Origin of the sequence: Bacillus sp. ATD, assembly GCF_050585765.1 — a bacterium.
In the GTDB taxonomy this organism is placed as follows: Bacteria; Bacillota; Bacilli; order Bacillales; family Bacillaceae; genus Bacillus; species Bacillus stercoris.
In genome coordinates this window covers 415,232-434,324 of record NZ_JBOBQH010000003.1, presented here as the reverse complement: position 1 = coordinate 434,324, position 19,093 = coordinate 415,232, and the positions used below count along the sequence as shown (strand labels likewise).

Below are 19,093 nucleotides of genomic sequence, written 5' to 3'. Positions count from 1 at the left end.
ATAATTTATTTTTTGATTATTCATTTTTCAAACGAAAGGGCCGATATAGAAATTAGGAGGGGATTGGTTTGTTTAAAAAACTTCACATGAAGATTGCTGTTTTTGTTTCGATTATGTTAATCGCCACAGTTGTTCTTTTAATGCTGTCTTCTTATTTAACGCTAAAACCGATGATTACAGAGGATGGGAAAAATACAACTCAAAACGTGACGCAGTCACTTGAACAAAATATTGAATTGCAATTAAAGAGTTATGCCATTTCGTTATCAAGGCTGGCTAATGGGAAATTAACGCATACATTTGTAACGAAACCAAGTAAAGAAGCTGCTCGGCTGTTTAACGATGACATTAAGCAAATCAAAGATAATGATGATTATGTTGCGATGGCTTACATAGGCACCGCAAAAAAAGAAATGTTTACATATCCAAAAGCGGATTTCGCTGAGGATTATGATCCAACATCAAGACCATGGTATAAGCTTGCAGCTGAAGCCCCGGATCAAGTTGTTTGGACGGAACCTTATAAAGATGTCGTGACAGGAGACATGATTGTTACTGCATCGAAAGCGATCTTAGACAGGCAAAAAGTGATAGGGGTTGCCAGCTATGACTTGAAACTCTCTGCTATCCAAAGTATGGTCAATAAACAAAAGGTGCCTTACAATGGATTTGCCTTTTTAGCTGATGCGAGCGGCAATCTTTTAGCCCATCCGTCAAATCAAGGAAAAAATATATCAAAGGATCAAACACTGAAAACCATTGCATCCGAGAAAAAAGGGATACAGGATGTGAATGGGAAAATGGTTGTGTATCAAACGATTGGTGAAACGGGCTGGAAGGTCGGAACGCAATTTGATACCGATCAATTAATGTGGATTTCAGATAAAATGAATCGGGCAAATCTTTGGATATCATTGATTGCGCTTATCATCACAATTATTCTCAGCTACTTCCTGGCCAAAACGATAACCGGTCCGATACAGCAGCTGATCGCTAAAACGAAAGCCGTTTCCGCAGGCGATTTAACAGTGCACGCGGAATCAAAATCTAAGGATGAAGTCGGTATTTTAACAAGGGACTTCAATCTGATGGTTGAAAATATGAAAGAAATGGTTGAGCAAGTGAGGATCTCTTCAGGAAAGGTATCTGATACCACTGAGCAATTAACGGCTGTCTCTGCAGAAACAAATGAAACAAGCGGACAAATTGCAAAAGCGATTGAAGAAGTAGCTGCAGGGGCATCGGAACAAGCTTCTGAAGTTGAAACCATTAATGAAAAATCAGAAAGCCTGTCAATGAAAATCAGACAAATCGCTGAGGAGGCAGGCGGAATAAAAGAACGCTCAAAATCGTCCGAGGATGCAAGCTATAAAGGACTTGACGCACTCGGCCAGCTGCTGATGAAGTCAAACGAAGCCAACATGGAAACAAAAAAGGTTGAAACGATGCTGCTGGATTTAGAAAATCAAACTAAGAATATTGAAGAAGTCGTTACGGCGATTTCAAACATATCTGATCAAACCAATTTGCTTGCTTTAAATGCCAGCATTGAGGCAGCCAGAGCGGGAGAAAGCGGCCGCGGTTTTGCCGTTGTAGCTGATGAAGTGAGGAAGCTAGCTGAGCAATCAGCCCTCTCTACAAAGCATATCAGTGAGACTGTAAAGCTTATCCAGCTTGAGACAAAAGAGGCCTCTCATGCAATGATTGAGGCAAGCAGAATGAACGATGAACAAAACAGTGCCATTCACGAGACTGGAGAGGTATTAAACACGATAACTTCGGAAATGCAGTCACTGGTGCAAGGCATTGATCACATTTACGCAGAAATTCAAAGAATGAGTGAAGAACAGCTCGCGATTTCTGAAGCGATTCAAAGCATTTCAGCCATATCACAGGAATCAGCTGCCGCAGCAGAGGAAGTGAACGCATCAACTGATGAACAGCTGATCACTCTTGATAAAGTCAAACACTCAACAGACACGTTAAAACATGCAAGCCAAGAGCTTATGAAAACAATCACAAAATTCACATTATAATCCAATAAAACCCTAAAACATGGTATGTTTTGGGGTTTTTTTATTTTAGAGTCTACTCTATGATGTATAGTTATGGTAGTCTAGAAAATGAAGGAAAAATGATAAATTTTAACTAAAATCTAAACGAAACATCTGGGAGGAATGACCTTGAAAAAAACAATTGGTTTTATCGGTCTTGGAGTAATGGGAAAAAGCATGGCAACACATATTCTCAATGACGGCCATCCTGTATTGGTATACACCCGGACAAAAGAAAAAGCAGACAGCATCCTGCAAAAAGGCGCGGTATGGAAAGAAACGGTCAAAGATCTTTCGAAAGAAGCGGATGTTATCATTACAATGGTCGGCTATCCCAGTGATGTTGAAGAAGTGTATTTCGGAACAAGCGGAATTATTGAAAACGCAAAAGAAGGAGCATATCTTATTGATATGACGACATCTAAGCCCTCGCTTGCGAAGAAGATTGCGGAAGCGGCCAAAGAAAAAGCATTATTCGCTTTAGACGCTCCTGTTTCAGGCGGAGATGTCGGTGCACAAAACGGAACACTCGCGATTATGGTTGGTGGAGAAAAAGAAGCTTTTGAAGCCTGCATGCCGATTTTCTCTTTAATGGGAGAGAATATTCAGTACCAAGGACCGGCTGGAAGCGGACAGCATACCAAGATGTGCAATCAGATTGCAATTGCAGCTGGTATGATCGGTGTTGCTGAAGCAATGGCATACGCTCAAAAATCAGGCCTAGAGCCGGAAAATGTCCTGAAAAGCATTACAACGGGCGCAGCGGGAAGCTGGTCATTGTCAAATCTTGCTCCCCGTATGCTGCAAGGCAACTTTGAACCAGGATTTTATGTAAAGCATTTTATTAAAGATATGGGAATTGCGCTAGAGGAAGCAGAACTAATGGGAGAAGAAATGCCAGGCTTATCGCTTGCTAAATCCTTATATGACAAGCTTGCTGCACAAGGTGAAGAAAACAGCGGAACACAGAGTATATATAAACTTTGGGTGAAATAAAAAGACTGCCTGTATCCTGCAGGCAACCATCAGGCTGTCGTGATAATCTCGACAGCCTTTTTCTGGGCTCTAGGTGGTAAAACAGAAAAATACCACTTGGAAATGCTTATTTGTTTTGTTTATTATGAGATAGGATTATGGTGTAATGTTTTTATTTATGACGAAATCGGCGCCTATTTAGGTATGAACGTAAGCATTGCCTCCTATTACAGAACAGTGAGAATAGGAGGCTTTTTTGCAGATTATATTGAAGGGGGGAATTAAGTTATGGAGCTTGAACAGCAAGAAATAAGTATTTTACATTCTGATTCTGGCCCATACGGGATAGCCATTTCACACGAGGGAAAAGTATGGTTTACCCAACATAAAGCTAACAAAATAAGCTGTATTGATAAGAAGGGAAAAATTCAAGCGTATACGATTCCGACACCTGATGCTGGGGCCATGTGTTTAACGGTGTCTTCAAAAGGTGATATCTGGTTTACAGAAAATAGAGCTAATAAGATAGGAAAACTGACCGAAAAAGGGCAATTTAGAGAATATCCATTACCGCATCAACATTCAGCCCCGTATGGGATTACGGAAGGTCCAAACGGCGATATCTGGTTTACTGAGATGAATGGAAATCGTATAGGAAAATTGACGATAGAGGGTAAGATTTATGAATATGAACTGCCTAATGAAGGATCATACCCTTCTTTTATTACATTGGGTTCAGATGATTCGCTTTGGTTCACTGAAAACCAGAATAATGCTATCGGCAAAATAACTGAATCAGGAGAGGTAACGGAGTTTCCAATTCCGACACCGGGAGCAGGACCAGTTGGTATTACAAAAGGGCATGATGATGCACTTTGGTTTGTAGAAATCATGGGGAATAAGATAGGTAGGATTACAGTTTCAGGTGACATAACTGAATATGTTATTCCAACACCAAATGCACGTCCTCACGCTATCGCTGCAGGGCGAAAATCCGATTTATGGTTTACCGAATGGGGAGGAAATAAAATCGGAAGGCTGACAAGTGATCACAAAATTGAAGAATATACAATCAACACACCTCATGCTGAGCCTCATGGAATTGGATGCGCTAATGATGGAACAGTATGGTTTGCATTAGAATGTAACAAAATAGGAAAGCTAAGATTAACCACATAATAGAATAGAGGCCGCCCTTTGTACCTCAGGCTGTCGAGAAACCTCGGACAGCCTCTATTTCCCTATCATAAAATCAAAGAAAGGCTTTAAAGAATGATGTCTTTCTCTGTTCCTCACAAAAAACTGCGACGAAGCCTATATTGCTCAGACTGAAAATTTTTCCTTAATTGCAGAAAAGGTCAATTCTATCAAAGGCATATTTGCTATGGAAGATGGAAAACAAAACGGATTGTGAGTGAACAAATTCCCCTTACAATCGGGTTCCAGAATGTAAAGAAGGATGTCGCATCCTATCCTTGCTTGGCTGGCGGTTTTTTCTATTTCTGCATCAAAAATATGAATACAGCAAAAAAGCTTGCAGAAAAAACATGGTTTTTTCTGCAAGCTGAAGATTACCTGTATCGTACAGGAAATTTTTTATTATTTACCGATGAATTGTTGTGTCCAGATGCTTCCAGACTCAACGTAGCCAACACCGATGTGAGTAAAGTTAGGGTTTAGAATGTTTTTTCTGTGTCCTTCACTGTTCATCCAGGCTTTTACTACTTCTTCAGGTGTCTTTTGGCCCTTCGCAATGTTTTCACCTGCTGTTTTGTAGCTGATTCCGAAAGATTTCATCATATCAAACGGTGAGCCATAAGTTGGGCTTTGGTGATCAAAGTAGTTTTTGTCTTTCATATCCTGAGATTTTGCGCGTGCAGATTTGCTTAACGTTTCATCAATTTGAAGCGGTTTTAAGCCTTGTTTTTGTCTTTCTGCATTTGTAAGCTCAACAACTTTTTTCTCATATGCACTTACAGAAGAAGGTGCAGATGTTGTTGTGTTTGTTTTTTCAGCAGTTGCAGGTGCTTTAGAAGCGGTGTTTTGATCAGCAGCAGCTTTTTCAGTAGTCTTTTGCGCCGGTTTTGCCGTTTCTGTCTTTTGAACATCCTGAACCTTCATGTTAGATTGCTTCGCATGTTTTTGAAGCAGCTGCTTAATCTCTTTTTCGTTTGCAGCGTTTAACGTTTTGATATTTGTGTTAATATGCAGTTTTTTCACTGCATCGTTAAGTGACATGTTTTGTACTGTGTTCCCCGTTTTTACTGTTACCACAGACTGGCAGGAGAGTTCTTTCGCTGATGCTTGCTGTACGCCTCCGAATGTGAATAATCCAACCGCAGCGGCAGCAGATAAAATAAATGCTTTCTTCATTAGTTCGTAACCTCCTAGAGTTGTTTGTTTCTACAAAAAAATCATAACATAGCTTTTTTGTCATAAAGACTCCAACACTTTCCTTTGACAAATAGAGATTGTCATTTTCGTAAAGTAAATCCGCTGAATCGCATGAATAAAGAAATCAGCGGCATTTATGGTTTTATCGTACTGTTACATATCTTCCTTTTTTTTGAATCGTTAGTTATATTTTAATGTGTTTTTATGTTGACAGCTTTTTTTACTCCTTTTCGCTGTAACAACTATTACAAAGGTGTTACAATTAATCTCAGTATATGTAAATATATTGAATGATTTGAGAGGGGTAACCAGAAGTGACTGAAATAGGACGTGAACCAAAGAAAAAGAGCAAAGGAAACAGAGCAATCAGAATGAACCTTTTTTTCCTAGCTGTCTTTGTTCTATTCACTGCATTAATTTTTAAGCTCGGGGTCGTTCAAATTGTTGAAGGCGAACAGCATGAAGAAGACGCTGAGAAATCAAATGCAAAAACAGCTTACTATCCTGCGCCTCGCGGGAAGATGTACGACAGAAACCAGAAAGTTGCTGTCGACAACCAGAGCGTTCCAGAAATTGTGTATGTATCAACATCTAGCACAAAAACCGAAGATAAGATCAAAACAGCGAAGAGGCTTGCTTCTTTCATTCATATTGATACCGAATTTTTGAAGGAAAGGGATCTGCGTGATTACTGGATCGCAGCTCATCCGAAAAAAGCAGCTGCCCTGCTTAAGGAATCGGAAAGCAATCTGAAAGGAGCCCAAGCTTACAAGCTTCAACTAGATCGTGTTCCGGATCAAGAATTGAAGGCTATTCAGCAAGATGACGAAGAAATGGAAACGGCTGCGATATATACAAGGTTCTCAAGCGGAAATGCCTACGAACCTCAAATCGTAAAGGCAATGAATCCAAATGAAAGCAATAGCAATGGAAAAAACGGAGCGCTGCTTGATGAGAAGAAAAATTCCTCGCAGAGACCTAAAAATGACTTAACATATGATGAAATTTCAATTGTTTCTGAGCATTTAGAAGAGCTTCCGGGAATCGACATTGTAAACGATTGGACACGAAAATATCCTTATGACAAAACCCTTTATTCCGTTTTCGGGGGCGTCACGACACCTGATCAGGGCCTGCTGAGCGACCGGAAAGATTTCTATTTAACAAGAGGCTATGCGAATAATGACAGGGTGGGAAAAAGTTATTTAGAGTATCAATATGAAGATTACTTAAATTCGCATAAAGAAAAAGTGGAATACGTAGAAGACAATAAAGGAAATGTCGTCAGCCAAAAAACCATTGATAAAGGCAGCAGGGGATACGATCTTCAGCTTTCCTTTGACATGGAGCTTCAAGCAAAGATGGAAAAGATTATTGAAGAAGAAGTGAGAAACAGCCGCGCACGCGGAAATTACATGCTGGACAGAGCTTTTGCCGTAATGATGGACCCGAATAACGGCGATATTTTATCGATGGCAGGGAAAAAGATAGACTTAAAAACCAACAAAATTGAAGATTATGCGATAGGGGCATTTACCACCCAATATGAAATGGGCTCAGCAGTGAAGGGCGCCACCGTGCTGGCCGGCTATCAGGACGGAATTCCGCATTATAAATATTTTGTGGATACACCTCTTTATTTGGCTGGGTACGGTAACAAACCAAAGAAATCCTACATGAACATGGGAACCATCAATGAATTAACAGCTTTGCAAAAAAGCTCAAACGTATACATGTTTAATGTCGCCATGCATATTGCCGGTGTTACATACAAGCCGCATGGACCTCTTCCCGCTGACCAGAAGGATTTAAACAAGATGAGAAATTACTACAGCCAATTTGGTCTGGGTGTAAAGACAGGTATTGATCTTCCGCAGGAATCAGCCGGCATGCAAACTACACCTGATGCGGTGGGGGGGTTAATTTTAGACTTGGCTATTGGACAATACGATACATATACCCCCCTTCAAATGGCGCAGTACATCTCTTCCATTGCCAATGGGGGCTACCGTGTTCAGCCAAGAATTGTTACAAGTGTTCATGAGCCCAGCAATAAAAAGGGCCTTGGGAAGACCATTGAACAAAGAAAGCCAAACATTCTAAATAAAATTAACAACTCAGAAAGTGACATACAGCAAGTAAAGACCGGAATGAAGCTCGTTACAACCTCAGGGACAGCTAAAAATACGTTTACAGAAGATGTATCAGGGAAAACAGGAACAGCGGAAACATTTTACTACGGCACGAATCGCAATTGGTGGGGGAAAAAAACATACAATCTTACATTTGTTGGTTATTACCCATCGGAAAATCCCAAAGTCGCTTTTAGTGTCGTTGTTCCCTCAGTAAGGGATGATGATAAAATCAATAAAATTATTGCCAAAAGAGCTATCCACGCCTACGCAGAGCTCGAAAAAAAACACAGTAAAAAATAAAAAACAGGGTGCACAATAGAAAGATTGTGTGCCCTTTCTTTTATTCAAAAATTGACGTTCACCATAAGAATAGAAGGAGAATACTCATTTTCTAGCGAATCATACTAGGTAAAAGTCAATCTGTATATGTCGAAACACGATGATCATGCAAAGGAGGGATTCTGTGGAACAGGATACGCAGCATGTTAAACCGTTTCAAACGAAAACCGATATTCATGCAGTCTTGGCCTCTAATGGACGCATCATTTATATATCAGCCAACTCCAAACTGCATTTGGGCTATCTCCAAGGAGAGATGATCGGATCATTCCTCAAAACGTTTTTACATGAGGAAGACCAATTTTTAGTTGAAAGCTATTTTTATAATGAACATCATCTGATGCCGTGCACCTTTCGTTTTATTAAAAAAGATCATACGATTGTGTGGGTGGAGGCTGCAGTAGAAATTGTTACGACAAGAGCTGAGCGGACAGATCGGGAAATCATTTTGAAAATGAAAGTTCTTGAAGAAGAAACAGGCCATCAATCTCTAAACTGCGAAAAACATGAAATCGAGCCTGCAAGCCCGGAATCGACTACATATATAACGGATGATTATGAACGGTTGGTTGAAAATCTCCCGAGTCCGCTATGCATCAGTGTCAAAGGTAAGATCGTCTATGTAAACAGCGCGATGCTTTCAATGCTGGGAGCAAAAAGCAAGGATGCTATTATTGGCAAATGGTCCTATGAATTTATTGAGGAAGAATATCATGATATCGTGAAAAACAGGATTATACGAATGCAAAAAGGAATGGAAGTCGGAATGATTGAACAGACGTGGAAAAGGCTTGATGGCTCACCTGTTCATTTAGAAGTGAAAGCATCCCCGACCGTCTACAAAAACCAGCAGGCTGAGCTGCTGCTGCTGATCGATATCTCTTCAAGAAAAAAATTCCAAACCATCCTGCAAAAAAGCCGTGAACGATATCAGCTGCTGATTCAAAATTCAATTGATACCATTGCGGTGATTCACAATGGAAAATGGGTGTTTATGAATGAATCGGGAATTTCCCTGTTTGAAGCGGCTACCTATGAGGATTTAATTGGCAAAAACATATACGATCAGCTGCATCCTTGTGATCACGAGGATGTAAAAGAGAGAATCCAAAACATTGCCGAGCAAAAAACAGAATCAGAAATTGTCAAGCAATCCTGGTTCACCTTTCAGAATAGGGTCATCTATACGGAGATGGTCTGCATTCCGACGACCTTTTTTGGTGAAGCGGCCGTCCAAGTCATTCTTCGGGACATCTCAGAGAGAAAGCAAACAGAAGAATTGATGCTGAAATCGGAAAAATTATCAATCGCAGGCCAGCTAGCGGCGGGAATCGCCCACGAGATCCGCAACCCGCTTACAGCGATCAAAGGATTTTTACAGCTGATGAAGCCGACAATGGAAGGAAACGAGCATTACTTTGATATTGTGTTTTCTGAACTCAGCCGCATTGAATTAATACTCAGTGAACTGCTCATGCTTGCGAAACCTCAGCAAAATGCTGTCAAAGAATATTTGAACTTGAAAAAATTAATTGGTGAGGTCTCAGCCCTGTTAGAAACACAGGCAAATTTAAATGGCATTTTTATTAGAACCAGCTATGAAAAAGACAGCATTTATATAAATGGGGATCAAAACCAATTAAAGCAGGTATTCATTAATTTAATCAAAAATGCAGTTGAATCAATGCCTGATGGGGGAACAGTAGACATTATCATCACCGAGGATGAGCATTCTGTTCATGTCACTGTCAAAGACGAGGGGGAAGGTATACCTGAAAAAGTGCTAAACCGGATTGGAGAGCCATTTTTAACAACAAAAGAAAAAGGTACGGGGCTTGGATTGATGGTGACATTTAATATCATTGAAAACCATCAGGGAGTCATACATGTGGACAGCCATCCTGAAAAAGGCACAGCGTTTAAAATTTCATTTCCAAAAAAATAAAAACAACGGCTTAAACGCCGTTGTTTATCGTCTGCATTGATTCCCGTTTTTTTAATACAAATAATTCTAAACGATCCAAGCCTTCTCTCAGCGTGTCCATTGAGCATGCAAAAGACAGCCTTACATATCCTTCACCATATGTTGAGAACGAGCTGCCCGGCACGAGTGCCACGCCAGCGTCTTCCAAAAGAGCCATACTAAAATCAAATGAACTCATTCCAAAGGATTTAATAGAAGGGAAGATATAAAACGCACCGGACGGTTTAACAACGTCAATTCCCATGGAAACCAGACGGTCATATACATAATCCAGACGTTTTTTGTATTGTTCTCTCATAATTAGTGCATCATCAAAGCCGTTTGTGACAGCTTCAAGCGCGGCTTTTTGAGAAATGGATGAGGCACATGACACATTGTATTGATGAACCTTTAAAATGTGCTTTGCGATGTCTTTCGGTGCGAATAAAAATCCAATTCTCCAACCGGTCATGCTGTGCGATTTTGACAACCCGTTAATGACAATCGTTTGATCCCGCAAATAGGTTGCGATGGAGTAATGCGGTCTGTCATATGTTAATTCACTGTATATTTCATCAGACAATACGAAGACATTTCTGCCTTTTAAAAGAGCTGCAATACTTTTCAGCTCTTCTTCAGATAAAGTCACGCCAGTAGGATTTGACGGATAAGGAAGCACGACACACTTAGTGTTCGGTGTCAGCGCATCTTCAATCAGCCGGGCAGTAAGCTTAAAGCCGTGTGACGTAGTATCAACAATAACAGGCTTGGCCCCGCATAAATTGATAATAGGTTCATAGCCTGGATAAATAGGCCCTGGCATAATCACTTCATCACCAGGAGACAAAATCGTCCGGAATGCAGCATCAATGGCTTGGCTTGCACCTGTTGTGATGATAATTTCAGATTCAGCATCATAGTTGAAATCCGCTTTTTTCTTCATATAAAGCTGCACAGCTTGTCTCAGCTCCAGGTAGCCGGCATTCGGTGTATATGACGTCACGTTTTCATCAATGGCTTTTTTTGCGGCAGCTTTCACATGATGCGGCGTGAAAAAATCAGGCTGGCCGATTGTAAGCGAAATGACGTCTTCGTGTTGGGCTACAAGATTCGAGAATTTGCGTATTCCTGAAATTTCAATCTCTCTTGCTTTCGGATTCAGCAAATGTTCCATAATTCATCACCTTAACAAATATAATGAGTTTATCCTATTTTACCACTAGCTGATTATTTGTCACCTTTTTAACTGATATATTTCGATTGTATGCGCCTTATTTCTAAACATGCCTTTCTTTTCAGAAAAAAAGAAGACAACCAGCGATTTGATTGTCTTTATTGTATCATGTTCTATTATTGTTTATATGTGCCAATTTCATTAATAGCCATAATCAAAATGAAGGTCTTCGTGCCAAATCAGATACGGGGGATGCTCTTCTTGAAGGTCAGCTGATTCTTTCTTCATATTCAGGTAAGTTTCTTCACTGATATCTTCTAAAACAGTCATTTCGTTTTCTTTAAATATTACTAAGGTACCCATTATTTACACCCTTCTTTGGAAAAATCCTTGACTATTTTATCACTGTTAGTTGGAAAGTCAATGGTTATTAGGAAAAAAGTTTCTTTTTTGAGGAACGCGGCTTAATTGCTCTTGGAATTCGATTTTGAAGAGTCGCCATTCACTTTTTACAAATTCCGCCGATATATACAGTACAATACTGAATGCGAATAGCGAGGGATTGAATTGTCGTTACAACAATACGAAATTTTATTGGATTCTGGTACAAATGAATTGGAAATTGTGAAGTTTGGCGTGGGTGAAAATGCTTTCGGGATTAACGTCATGAAAGTAAGAGAAATTATTCAGCCTGTTGAGGTGACATCAGTGCCTCACTCCCATCAGCATGTAGAAGGAATGATTAAACTCAGAGGAGAAATCCTCCCAGTGATCAGCCTTTTCTCGTTTTTTGGAGTAGAGCCTGAAGGGTCAAAAGATGAGAAATATATCGTAACGGAATTTAATAAACGGAAAATTGTTTTTCATGTCGGCTCTGTGTCTCAAATTCACAGAGTATCCTGGGAAGCGATTGAAAAGCCGACATCGTTAAATCAAGGAATGGAGCGGCATCTTACCGGAATTATTAAGCTTGAAGACCTAATGATCTTTTTGCCTGATTATGAAAAAATTATTTATGACATCGAATCAGATTCAGGTGTGGACACGTACAATATGCATACCGAGGGCTTTGATGAAAGAAGAACTGAGAAAAAGCTTATCATTGTAGAGGACTCACCGCTTTTGATGCGACTCTTGCAGGATGAATTAAAAGAAGCAGGGTACAACAATATCGCTTCGTTTGAAAACGGAAAAGAGGCGTATGACTACATTATGAACCTTGCTGAAAACGAAACTGATTTATCAGAACAGATTGATATGATCATCACTGATATTGAAATGCCAAAAATGGACGGACACAGGCTCACAAAGCTGCTGAAGGAAAATCCGAAAAGCTCAAATGTGCCGGTTATGATTTTCTCATCGTTAATTACGGATGATCTACGTCACCGCGGCGAAGTTGTAGGCGCAGATGAGCAAATCAGCAAGCCTGAAATCAGTGATTTGATTAAAAAAGTGGATACGTATGTTATCGAATAAATAAAAACAGCCGGTGCCCGGAAGAGGCACGGCTGTTTTTATTTTAAAAGTAACTCTCGCCAAGCTTTTTAAAGACAGGTTTGTGATAAGCTGGCTGCTGGCGATTTGGCACTAGCGGCTTTTCTTTCATGCCGACATATTCTTGCAATAGGTGTTTTGCTTTTGTTAAAGACATTTGAGCTTTAGGATTTCGGTACGATTGATTAAGTGTACCTAAATGCGGAAGATGTTCGAAGTCTTCTTTAGTTGGAGGCATGTGAAAATAGTAGTCTCCGATTGAGATAAGCACGTCCGATTGCTGTTGGCTGAACCTTGGATTTTTTGAAAAATGAAGCCCTATTTTCTTTCCTTTACCTTCTTTGACGAGCTTTTGCAAAGCACGTTTTTTCAGCAGATATAGGTATTTAGGGTTGGGGGCGGTTTTTGCATGGCGGTTCACAGTGTAAACTGCTTTTGAAAGATTTTCTACGGTTGGCTGCAGATCTTTCGTATATGCATGGTCGTCCATTATTTCTCTCCTTTGCTCTTATCAATTTCTATATGTTTAGATTATACTTTTTTAAAGTTGAAATGCAAATATTGAATGTAAAAATGCGATTTTTTCTGAGGAAAAATCGCATTTTTAACCTGCATTATACAGATCTTGCCTTCTTTTTCGGCTGTTCTTGAAATGCTTCCTGAACATTCACTTCCACAGCTTGTGCACTGTATTTTGGCAGTGCAATAAAATAAAAAATAAAAACGATCAGGATGATAACACCCATGCCGTAATAAAGATAATCAATGTTTGGAACGAACTTAGGGAATAACAGCGCCACTAAGCCGAGTGTCAAAGACTGTGCAAACATCATAAAAGGGTCCTGCATTCCGCTTACACGTCCCATCAGTTTTGGATGGACTATTTTTGGCATCCATCCTCCGATTGCAATGTTGATCGGTCCGATGCACATTCCCAGTGCAAAAGCTGCCGCGTAATACACCCATAAAATATTTGTGTAGCCAAGGACGAAGATCAGCAAACCTGCAATAAAAATCGGTATAGACATTAAAAAGTGGGGCTTCACTTTTTTAGAGATAATCGTGCCGATTACACTTCCTGCAAGCAGCCCAAACCCGAGTGCGATCGTAAATACAGACGTATGCCACTCATAGCGGTCAGGCGCCAATCCGTATTTCATTGTAAACATTGGCAATACGGCGAATCCTCCATTGACAAACCCAAAAATGAAGAAGCCGAAAATAAGAGATGCCAGCAATTTATTTTTTAAAATATAGAGAATGCCTTCTTTAAAGTCATTTATTGAATCTTTAACAGAAGTCTTTCTCCAGCTGAATGCACCGTTTGGCTGTCGGGCTTCTTTTGGAATCCGGCAGCTGCGGATCAGCAGTCCGGAAATGATGAAGCTGACAAAATCAAGAATAATGGCGCCTTCAATCCCGATTGTCTTGTACATAAAAGCGCCAATTCCGACTCCGAACACCATAAAAATGCTAAAAAGCATCTGGTTAAGACCGGCCGCTTTCGCATAATGCTCCTTCGGCAGAATGGCTTGTACCAAACTGTTTTCTGCCGGAAAGAAAAACTTCGTGACAGCGCTTCTGACAAATAAAATACAAAAAACAAGAGGAATATTGCCGGTAAATAATGTGAAAAAAAGAACGACAGTCAGGCCTGCTCTGATCCAATCACAGTTTTCTGCTACCTTTTTTCTGTCGAACCGGTCCGCGACGACTCCGACGATCAGAAATACAAAAATGGTCGGAAGAGAATACATCAGCTCCGCCAAGGTCGTATATGAAGGCTGGCTGCTGAAGCGGTCCAGCAAGAAAAAAGCAAAGGCCATGTTGCCTACTGTCGTGCCCATTTGAGAAGCGAGTGCTGCGAAAAATAGACGAACAAAATTACGATTTTTAAATATATCCATAAAAACGCTCCTTACCCTAAAGGTCCCACTTTATCATATTATAAACCGCCTGTTTTTGAAACAAATAAGAAAACATTACCGGTTAATCAAGACTCTTGTTCCGTTTGGCACAATTGAAGCAAGTTCGATCACGTCTTTGTTTTGCATGCGAATGCAGCCTTTAGAAACAGCCTTGCCAATCGAAGCTGGATTATTCGTTCCGTGTATTCCGTAGTGCTGCTTTGAAAGGCTTAGCCAATAAGCCCCGAATGGGCCGCCAGGATTGCGCTGGCGGTTAATAATGTAAAACTCGCCTGTAGGCGTTTGCGTAAGTATTTTGCCAACGGCGATAGGATAGGTTTTTATTACCCGATTATTTTGGAACAGCGTTAGGGTCTTCGCTCCGATTGAGACTGCGATATGATACGGAATTGTATAAGGGTCCGGCAGTCCGGGGATGACGATGGTCTGTCCTGCGGTGAGCCCTGCCTGCAGTGACGGATTAACCTGGAGTAACGCAGCCGTGCTGATTCTGAAATCAGCCGCGATGCTGTTAAGTGTATCACCTTGCTTCACCTGGTACGTAAGCAGTTTCCTCATCCTCCTTTTTTTACTTATAAGTATTGATGAGGAGCCTATCCTGCTACATTAATTTGTGCTTTTTAAGGTAAAGACAGTGATTTCAGGCTTGGCCAGAAACCGCAAAGGCAGCCTGGTCATCCCGAGGCCGCGGTTGACGTAAATATGAGTGCTACCCGTTTGATACATTCCCTCTGTGTAGACTTTTCCATATGGAGGCGTAATAATCGGTCCGTAAAAAGGCAGCTGAATCTGGCCGCCGTGTGTATGGCCGGAAAGCTGAAGATTTACAGGATAATCTGTTGTTTTCAAGGCTGCATCAGGTTCATGGACGAGAAGAATGGAAAAAAGTCTGTCACTCAGCCTTGAAAGGATTCCTTCGTAATCTGGGTTACCCAGCATTAAGTCATCAAGCGATGCAATCTCGATTTCGCTGCCATCTGCGAGCGATAATGTTTGATAGCCATTCCGGTATACCGTAAAACCGCCAGCCGACATCAGGCTTTTGTAAACAGCAGTTCCATAGCCTCCGTGATCATGATTGCCGTAAATACAAAGCTTGCCGAAGGAGGCATTAAGCTTTCTCAACAATGGAATGACTGCCTGGTGGTTCTGATACGTATCAGGATTATCGATGATATCACCTGTAAAAACAATGAGATCAGGTTTCGATTCATTAATTGTAAGAATGACTGTTTTTAAATCTTCGAGTGTAAAGTAATCACTCAAGTGTGTATCGCTGAACTGCACGATTTTAAAACCGTCAAATCCGTGCGGGATGAGAGAACTTTTTATTGTGTGTTCGGTTGTCTCAATCATATGCGGCTCTAAATATCTGGCATAGCCATAGCCTCCGCCGGCCGTTAAAGCCCCGGCAGCAAGAGCACCGAACATTCCTTTGAGAAATTGTCTTCTGGACATCTTTTTCATTTCAAACCAACCTTTAATAGAGTTTTTCTATTATATCATCTGTATCTGATAAAAATCTCATATCAGCATGTACTGACAGAGGAAGGGGTATAATGATAGAATAATATTGAATGAATACTCATTCACAACAGGAGGGGAGAAACATGGAAAAAAAGGCGGTTATTATTACCGGCGGGTCAAGCGGTATGGGAAAAGCGATGGCAAAAAAACAGGCTGAATTAGGATGGCACGTTATGGTGACAGGCAGGAACCATGAAGCACTTGAAGAAACAAAAAAAGAAATTGAGACCTTTGAGGGGCAGGTCGCCTGTTTTCAAATGGATGTCCGTTCTGATTCCGCCGCTTCAGACATGATTACAGAAGCGGTAAAAGTATTTGGCCGGCTTGATGCGCTGATTAACAATGCGGCCGGTAATTTTATTTGTCCGGCAGAAAAGCTAACGCCCAATGGGTGGAAAGCCGTTATTGATATTGTTTTAAACGGTACATTTTTTTGCAGCCAAGCCGCGGCAAGGCATTGGATTGACCAGAAGCAGCAGGGTGTCATTTTAAATATGGCAGCCACGTACGCTTGGGGAGCGGGAGCAGGGGTCGTTCATTCCGCTGCAGCCAAAGCGGGGGTATTGTCACTGACAAGAACGCTGGCCGTTGAGTGGGGGAGTCAATACGGCATCCGCACAAACGCGATAGCTCCCGGCCCGATTGAACGAACAGGCGGTGCTGAGAAACTATTTGAATCGGAAAAAGCAAAGGCTCGCACTATAAACAGTGTGCCGCTCGGCCGGCTGGGGACACCGGAAGAAATCGCCGCTCTGGCAGCATTTTTGCTTTCAGATGAAGCATCCTATATAAACGGGGATTGCATCACAATGGATGGAGGGCAATGGCTGAATCCTTATCCGTTTTAAGAATATTAATCTTTGGATTCAATGTGGTATAATCAGACAAAGATAGAGAAGCAGGTGATAACATGTTGGATCCACTTGATATTTTAACGAACATTGATGATGTCCTTCCATATTACCAGGCGATTTTCAGTGCCGAGGAACAGAAGATCGTCGGATATGAGGTGCTTGGACGAATTTTGGCAGATTCAGAAATCCAAAGTCTCGGGCCCTTCTTTTTAGACGCGGGGATACCCGAAGAATATAAATTAGAGGTTGATAACAGAATTATCCGCCAGGCTCTTGACCGCTTTTTAGAGGCCGATTCTGATCTGCTGATTTTTATGAATCAGGATGCCAATCTGCTGATGCTGGATCATGGTGAAAGTTTTCTGGAGCTTCTGAAAGAATATGAAGCAAAGGGAATCGAACTCCACCGTTTTGTGCTAGAAATTACAGAGCACAATTTTGAAGGGGATATTGAGCAGCTCTACCATATGCTTGCATACTATCGTACATACGGAATCAAAATCGCAGTTGACAATATCGGAAAAGAAAGCAGCAACTTGGACAGAATCGCGCTGCTCTCACCAGATCTGTTAAAAATCGATTTGCAGGCGCTGAAAGTATCACAGCCATCACCGTCATATGAGCATGTGCTGTACAGCATCTCTTTATTAGCAAGAAAAATCGGTGCGGCGCTGCTGTATGAAGACATTGAGGCGAACTTCCAGCTTCAGTACGCCTGGAGAAACGGAGGCCGCTATTTTCAGGGCTATTACTTAGTGTCTCCATCTGAAACGTTTCTAGAGAGAGATGTATTGAAACATAGACTTAAAACTGAATTTCACCAATTTATCACACATGAGAAAAAGAAGCTGGAAACCGTCTATGAGCATTCCGAACAGTTTTACAAACGAGTGCATCAAGCTGTGACCTCTTTGAGAAAAAACAATTTGTCTTCTGATGATGATTTTATTAAAAAACTGGCGGAAGAGCTGACAGATTGCAGCTTTAGAATTTACATGTGTGATGGGGAAGGCGATCAGCTGACGGGAAATGTGTTTAAGCAAGATGGAGAATGGATTTATCAGCCAGAATATGCGGAGAAAAACTGGAGCTGGCGTCCTTATTTTTTGGAGAACATTATGCGAATGAGAAATCTCAGAAAAGGTTTTTTCAGTGATCTGTATAGTGATTTGGAAACAGGTGAAATGATTAGAACGTTTTCATATCCGATGGATGATCAAATGTATTTATTTATAGACTTGCCATATTCTTATTTATATGAGCAGGACGGACTGATTTAACGGCTGAAAGGCCGTTTTTTTTTTTATGAATTGAAAAAAATATCAAAAAACGATTGACATTGATACTGAGAATCATTATCATTTAATTATAGAGAGAAGCTACTCTCTGTTCCCCAACCCCTCTATCAGATCAAGATCCGAAAAAACTTGGCGCTACCCCCGCCAAGTTTTTTTATTTGTCAAAGCATAGGACAATCCACTGAAACAATAAACCTAACTAGTGGTAAACGGTTAACACAGAAAGGAACATTCAGTGCCGAATACCTCTGACACTGCTGCACCAGGTTAGGCGGAAAATTCTCTTTGGAACGATTACGTATTTCATTCAAATTGTTTTATCACTTCTATCTGACTGCCAAGAGGTATGGCCGCGTGGAATTTCACCTGCACATCAAAAAGAAGGTTTTGACAAAGTTGCAAAAAGGTATTGTTATGCTGCAAGAATTCGAAAAAAATCTTAATTGTGTGCATGACATTCAAAAAAAGCCTCAAACTAAAGAAAAATCGTTTTTTTCGTTTTTTTTCTTTACTTAAATTCGACAGTGAAAATGCCATCCTGTCCGACTTTATGGTATGATGCTCAATAGAACTTGTATTATAATAAATACTTGTTGATTTGAAGTTGCTTTTTGAAAGGAGTCTTTTTTTAGAATGTCACAATTAATGGGTATCATCACACGGCTGCAAAGTCTGCAAGAAACAGCGGAAGCGGCTAACGAGCCAATGCAGCGTTATTTCGAAGTGAATGGTGAGAAAATATGCAGTGTTAAATATTTCGAAAAAAATCAAACGTTTGAACTGACGGTTTTCCAAAAAGGTGAAAAACCTAACACATATCCGTTTGATAATATCGACATGGTTTCAATCGAAATTTTTGAACTTCTTCAGTAAGATTCCTGAAATAGGAGGAAGGAAGCTTCCGCCTTTGCAAAAGTAATCGAAATAAACATGTAAGGAACATACTTGTTTCATG

Annotated in this window: 16 protein-coding genes; 9 read left to right on the top strand and 7 right to left on the bottom strand. The window is 40.7% G+C overall.

All coding sequences use genetic code 11. The features are described from left to right. Positions 1 to 68 precede the first annotated feature (68 nt). From mcpC to ACQXR1_RS10455, 3 genes are all read left to right on the top strand, one after another. A complete protein-coding gene (gene mcpC / locus ACQXR1_RS10465) occupies positions 69 to 2,036 on the top strand; it encodes a methyl-accepting chemotaxis protein McpC (protein ID WP_430772069.1) in 1,968 nt (655 codons plus the stop codon). Positions 2,037 to 2,183: 147 nt separating this feature from the next. Further along, on the top strand, positions 2,184 to 3,050 hold the full coding sequence (locus ACQXR1_RS10460) for an NAD(P)-dependent oxidoreductase (protein WP_069149512.1): 867 nt from the start codon (positions 2,184 to 2,186) through the stop codon (positions 3,048 to 3,050). Between the two features lie 267 nt (positions 3,051 to 3,317). Further along, positions 3,318 to 4,208 (top strand): virginiamycin B lyase family protein, encoded by an 891-nt coding sequence (locus tag ACQXR1_RS10455; protein WP_430772068.1) that lies wholly within the window; start codon positions 3,318 to 3,320, stop codon positions 4,206 to 4,208. 420 nt (positions 4,209 to 4,628) lie between these two features. Here ACQXR1_RS10455 and ACQXR1_RS10450 read toward each other — a convergent pair whose 3' ends face one another. Next, positions 4,629 to 5,402: a CAP domain-containing protein gene (locus ACQXR1_RS10450; RefSeq protein WP_014663779.1), complete on the bottom strand. Its 774-nt coding sequence runs from the start codon at positions 5,400 to 5,402 to the stop codon at positions 4,629 to 4,631. 335 nt (positions 5,403 to 5,737) lie between these two features. Here ACQXR1_RS10450 and ACQXR1_RS10445 point away from each other — a divergent pair, with 335 nt between their 5' ends. Together ACQXR1_RS10445 and kinA are read left to right on the top strand one after the other, a co-directional pair. Further along, positions 5,738 to 7,858, top strand: a complete 2,121-nt coding sequence (locus ACQXR1_RS10445) for a peptidoglycan D,D-transpeptidase FtsI family protein (RefSeq protein WP_430772067.1) — start codon at positions 5,738 to 5,740, stop codon at positions 7,856 to 7,858. Positions 7,859 to 8,021: 163 nt separating this feature from the next. Beyond that, positions 8,022 to 9,842, top strand: a complete 1,821-nt coding sequence (kinA, locus tag ACQXR1_RS10440) for a sporulation histidine kinase KinA (RefSeq protein WP_014663782.1) — start codon at positions 8,022 to 8,024, stop codon at positions 9,840 to 9,842. Positions 9,843 to 9,852: 10 nt separating this feature from the next. On the opposite strand, the gene ACQXR1_RS10435 is transcribed toward kinA, so the two are convergent. Then, entirely contained in the window at positions 9,853 to 11,034 is a 1,182-nt protein-coding gene (locus ACQXR1_RS10435; protein WP_069838855.1) for an aminotransferase A, read from the bottom strand. A gap of 201 nt (positions 11,035 to 11,235) precedes the next feature. After that, positions 11,236 to 11,397, bottom strand: a complete 162-nt coding sequence (locus ACQXR1_RS10430; protein WP_003245246.1) for a hypothetical protein — start codon at positions 11,395 to 11,397, stop codon at positions 11,236 to 11,238. Between the two features lie 204 nt (positions 11,398 to 11,601). On the opposite strand from ACQXR1_RS10430, the gene cheV reads away from it, so the two are divergent. Next, positions 11,602 to 12,513: a chemotaxis protein CheV gene (gene cheV, locus ACQXR1_RS10425; RefSeq protein ID WP_014663784.1), complete on the top strand. Its 912-nt coding sequence runs from the start codon at positions 11,602 to 11,604 to the stop codon at positions 12,511 to 12,513. Between the two features lie 43 nt (positions 12,514 to 12,556). On the opposite strand, the gene ACQXR1_RS10420 is transcribed toward cheV, so the two are convergent. The 4 genes from ACQXR1_RS10420 to ACQXR1_RS10405 all read right to left on the bottom strand — a co-directional run bounded on the left by ACQXR1_RS10420 (position 12,557) and on the right by ACQXR1_RS10405 (position 15,926). Then, positions 12,557 to 13,021, bottom strand: coding sequence for a YkyB family protein (locus tag ACQXR1_RS10420; protein WP_003232406.1), 465 nt, complete (start codon positions 13,019 to 13,021; stop codon positions 12,557 to 12,559). 124 nt (positions 13,022 to 13,145) lie between these two features. Further along, positions 13,146 to 14,438, bottom strand: coding sequence for an MFS transporter (locus tag ACQXR1_RS10415; RefSeq protein ID WP_430772066.1), 1,293 nt, complete (start codon positions 14,436 to 14,438; stop codon positions 13,146 to 13,148). Between the two features lie 75 nt (positions 14,439 to 14,513). Then, positions 14,514 to 15,008 carry a L,D-transpeptidase family protein gene (locus ACQXR1_RS10410; protein ID WP_082033047.1) on the bottom strand — a complete coding sequence of 165 codons (495 nt, stop codon included), beginning with the start codon at positions 15,006 to 15,008 and terminating at the stop codon, positions 14,514 to 14,516. A gap of 57 nt (positions 15,009 to 15,065) precedes the next feature. Further along, positions 15,066 to 15,926: a metallophosphoesterase gene (locus tag ACQXR1_RS10405; RefSeq protein ID WP_227098485.1), complete on the bottom strand. Its 861-nt coding sequence runs from the start codon at positions 15,924 to 15,926 to the stop codon at positions 15,066 to 15,068. Positions 15,927 to 16,069: 143 nt separating this feature from the next. On the opposite strand from ACQXR1_RS10405, the gene fadH reads away from it, so the two are divergent. The 3 genes from fadH (at position 16,070) to ACQXR1_RS10390 (ending at position 19,011) form a co-directional block, all read left to right on the top strand. Continuing rightward, positions 16,070 to 16,834 (top strand): 2,4-dienoyl-CoA reductase, encoded by a 765-nt coding sequence (gene fadH / locus ACQXR1_RS10400; protein WP_014663789.1) that lies wholly within the window; start codon positions 16,070 to 16,072, stop codon positions 16,832 to 16,834. 62 nt (positions 16,835 to 16,896) lie between these two features. Then, positions 16,897 to 18,120 carry an EAL domain-containing protein gene (locus tag ACQXR1_RS10395; RefSeq protein ID WP_014663790.1) on the top strand — a complete coding sequence of 408 codons (1,224 nt, stop codon included), beginning with the start codon at positions 16,897 to 16,899 and terminating at the stop codon, positions 18,118 to 18,120. A gap of 651 nt (positions 18,121 to 18,771) precedes the next feature. Beyond that, positions 18,772 to 19,011 (top strand): YkuJ family protein, encoded by a 240-nt coding sequence (locus tag ACQXR1_RS10390; protein WP_003218671.1) that lies wholly within the window; start codon positions 18,772 to 18,774, stop codon positions 19,009 to 19,011. Positions 19,012 to 19,093: the final 82 nt, after the last annotated feature.

What these genes read in the sequence shown, in the direction of transcription:
- ACQXR1_RS10455 (WP_430772068.1), top strand. Translation starts at nt 3,318, where the DNA reads ATGGAGCTTGAACAGCAAGAAATAAGTATTTTACATTCTGATTCTGGC.
- ACQXR1_RS10450 (WP_014663779.1), bottom strand. Translation starts at nt 5,402, where the DNA reads ATGAAGAAAGCATTTATTTTATCTGCTGCCGCTGCGGTTGGATTATTC.
- ACQXR1_RS10435 (WP_069838855.1), bottom strand. Translation starts at nt 11,034, where the DNA reads ATGGAACATTTGCTGAATCCGAAAGCAAGAGAGATTGAAATTTCAGGA.
- ACQXR1_RS10430 (WP_003245246.1), bottom strand. Translation starts at nt 11,397, where the DNA reads ATGGGTACCTTAGTAATATTTAAAGAAAACGAAATGACTGTTTTAGAA.
- ACQXR1_RS10420 (WP_003232406.1), bottom strand. Translation starts at nt 13,021, where the DNA reads ATGGACGACCATGCATATACGAAAGATCTGCAGCCAACCGTAGAAAAT.
- ACQXR1_RS10415 (WP_430772066.1), bottom strand. Translation starts at nt 14,438, where the DNA reads ATGGATATATTTAAAAATCGTAATTTTGTTCGTCTATTTTTCGCAGCA.
- ACQXR1_RS10405 (WP_227098485.1), bottom strand. Translation starts at nt 15,926, where the DNA reads ATGAAAAAGATGTCCAGAAGACAATTTCTCAAAGGAATGTTCGGTGCT.
- fadH (WP_014663789.1), top strand. Translation starts at nt 16,070, where the DNA reads ATGGAAAAAAAGGCGGTTATTATTACCGGCGGGTCAAGCGGTATGGGA.
- ACQXR1_RS10395 (WP_014663790.1), top strand. Translation starts at nt 16,897, where the DNA reads ATGTTGGATCCACTTGATATTTTAACGAACATTGATGATGTCCTTCCA.
- ACQXR1_RS10390 (WP_003218671.1), top strand. Translation starts at nt 18,772, where the DNA reads ATGTCACAATTAATGGGTATCATCACACGGCTGCAAAGTCTGCAAGAA.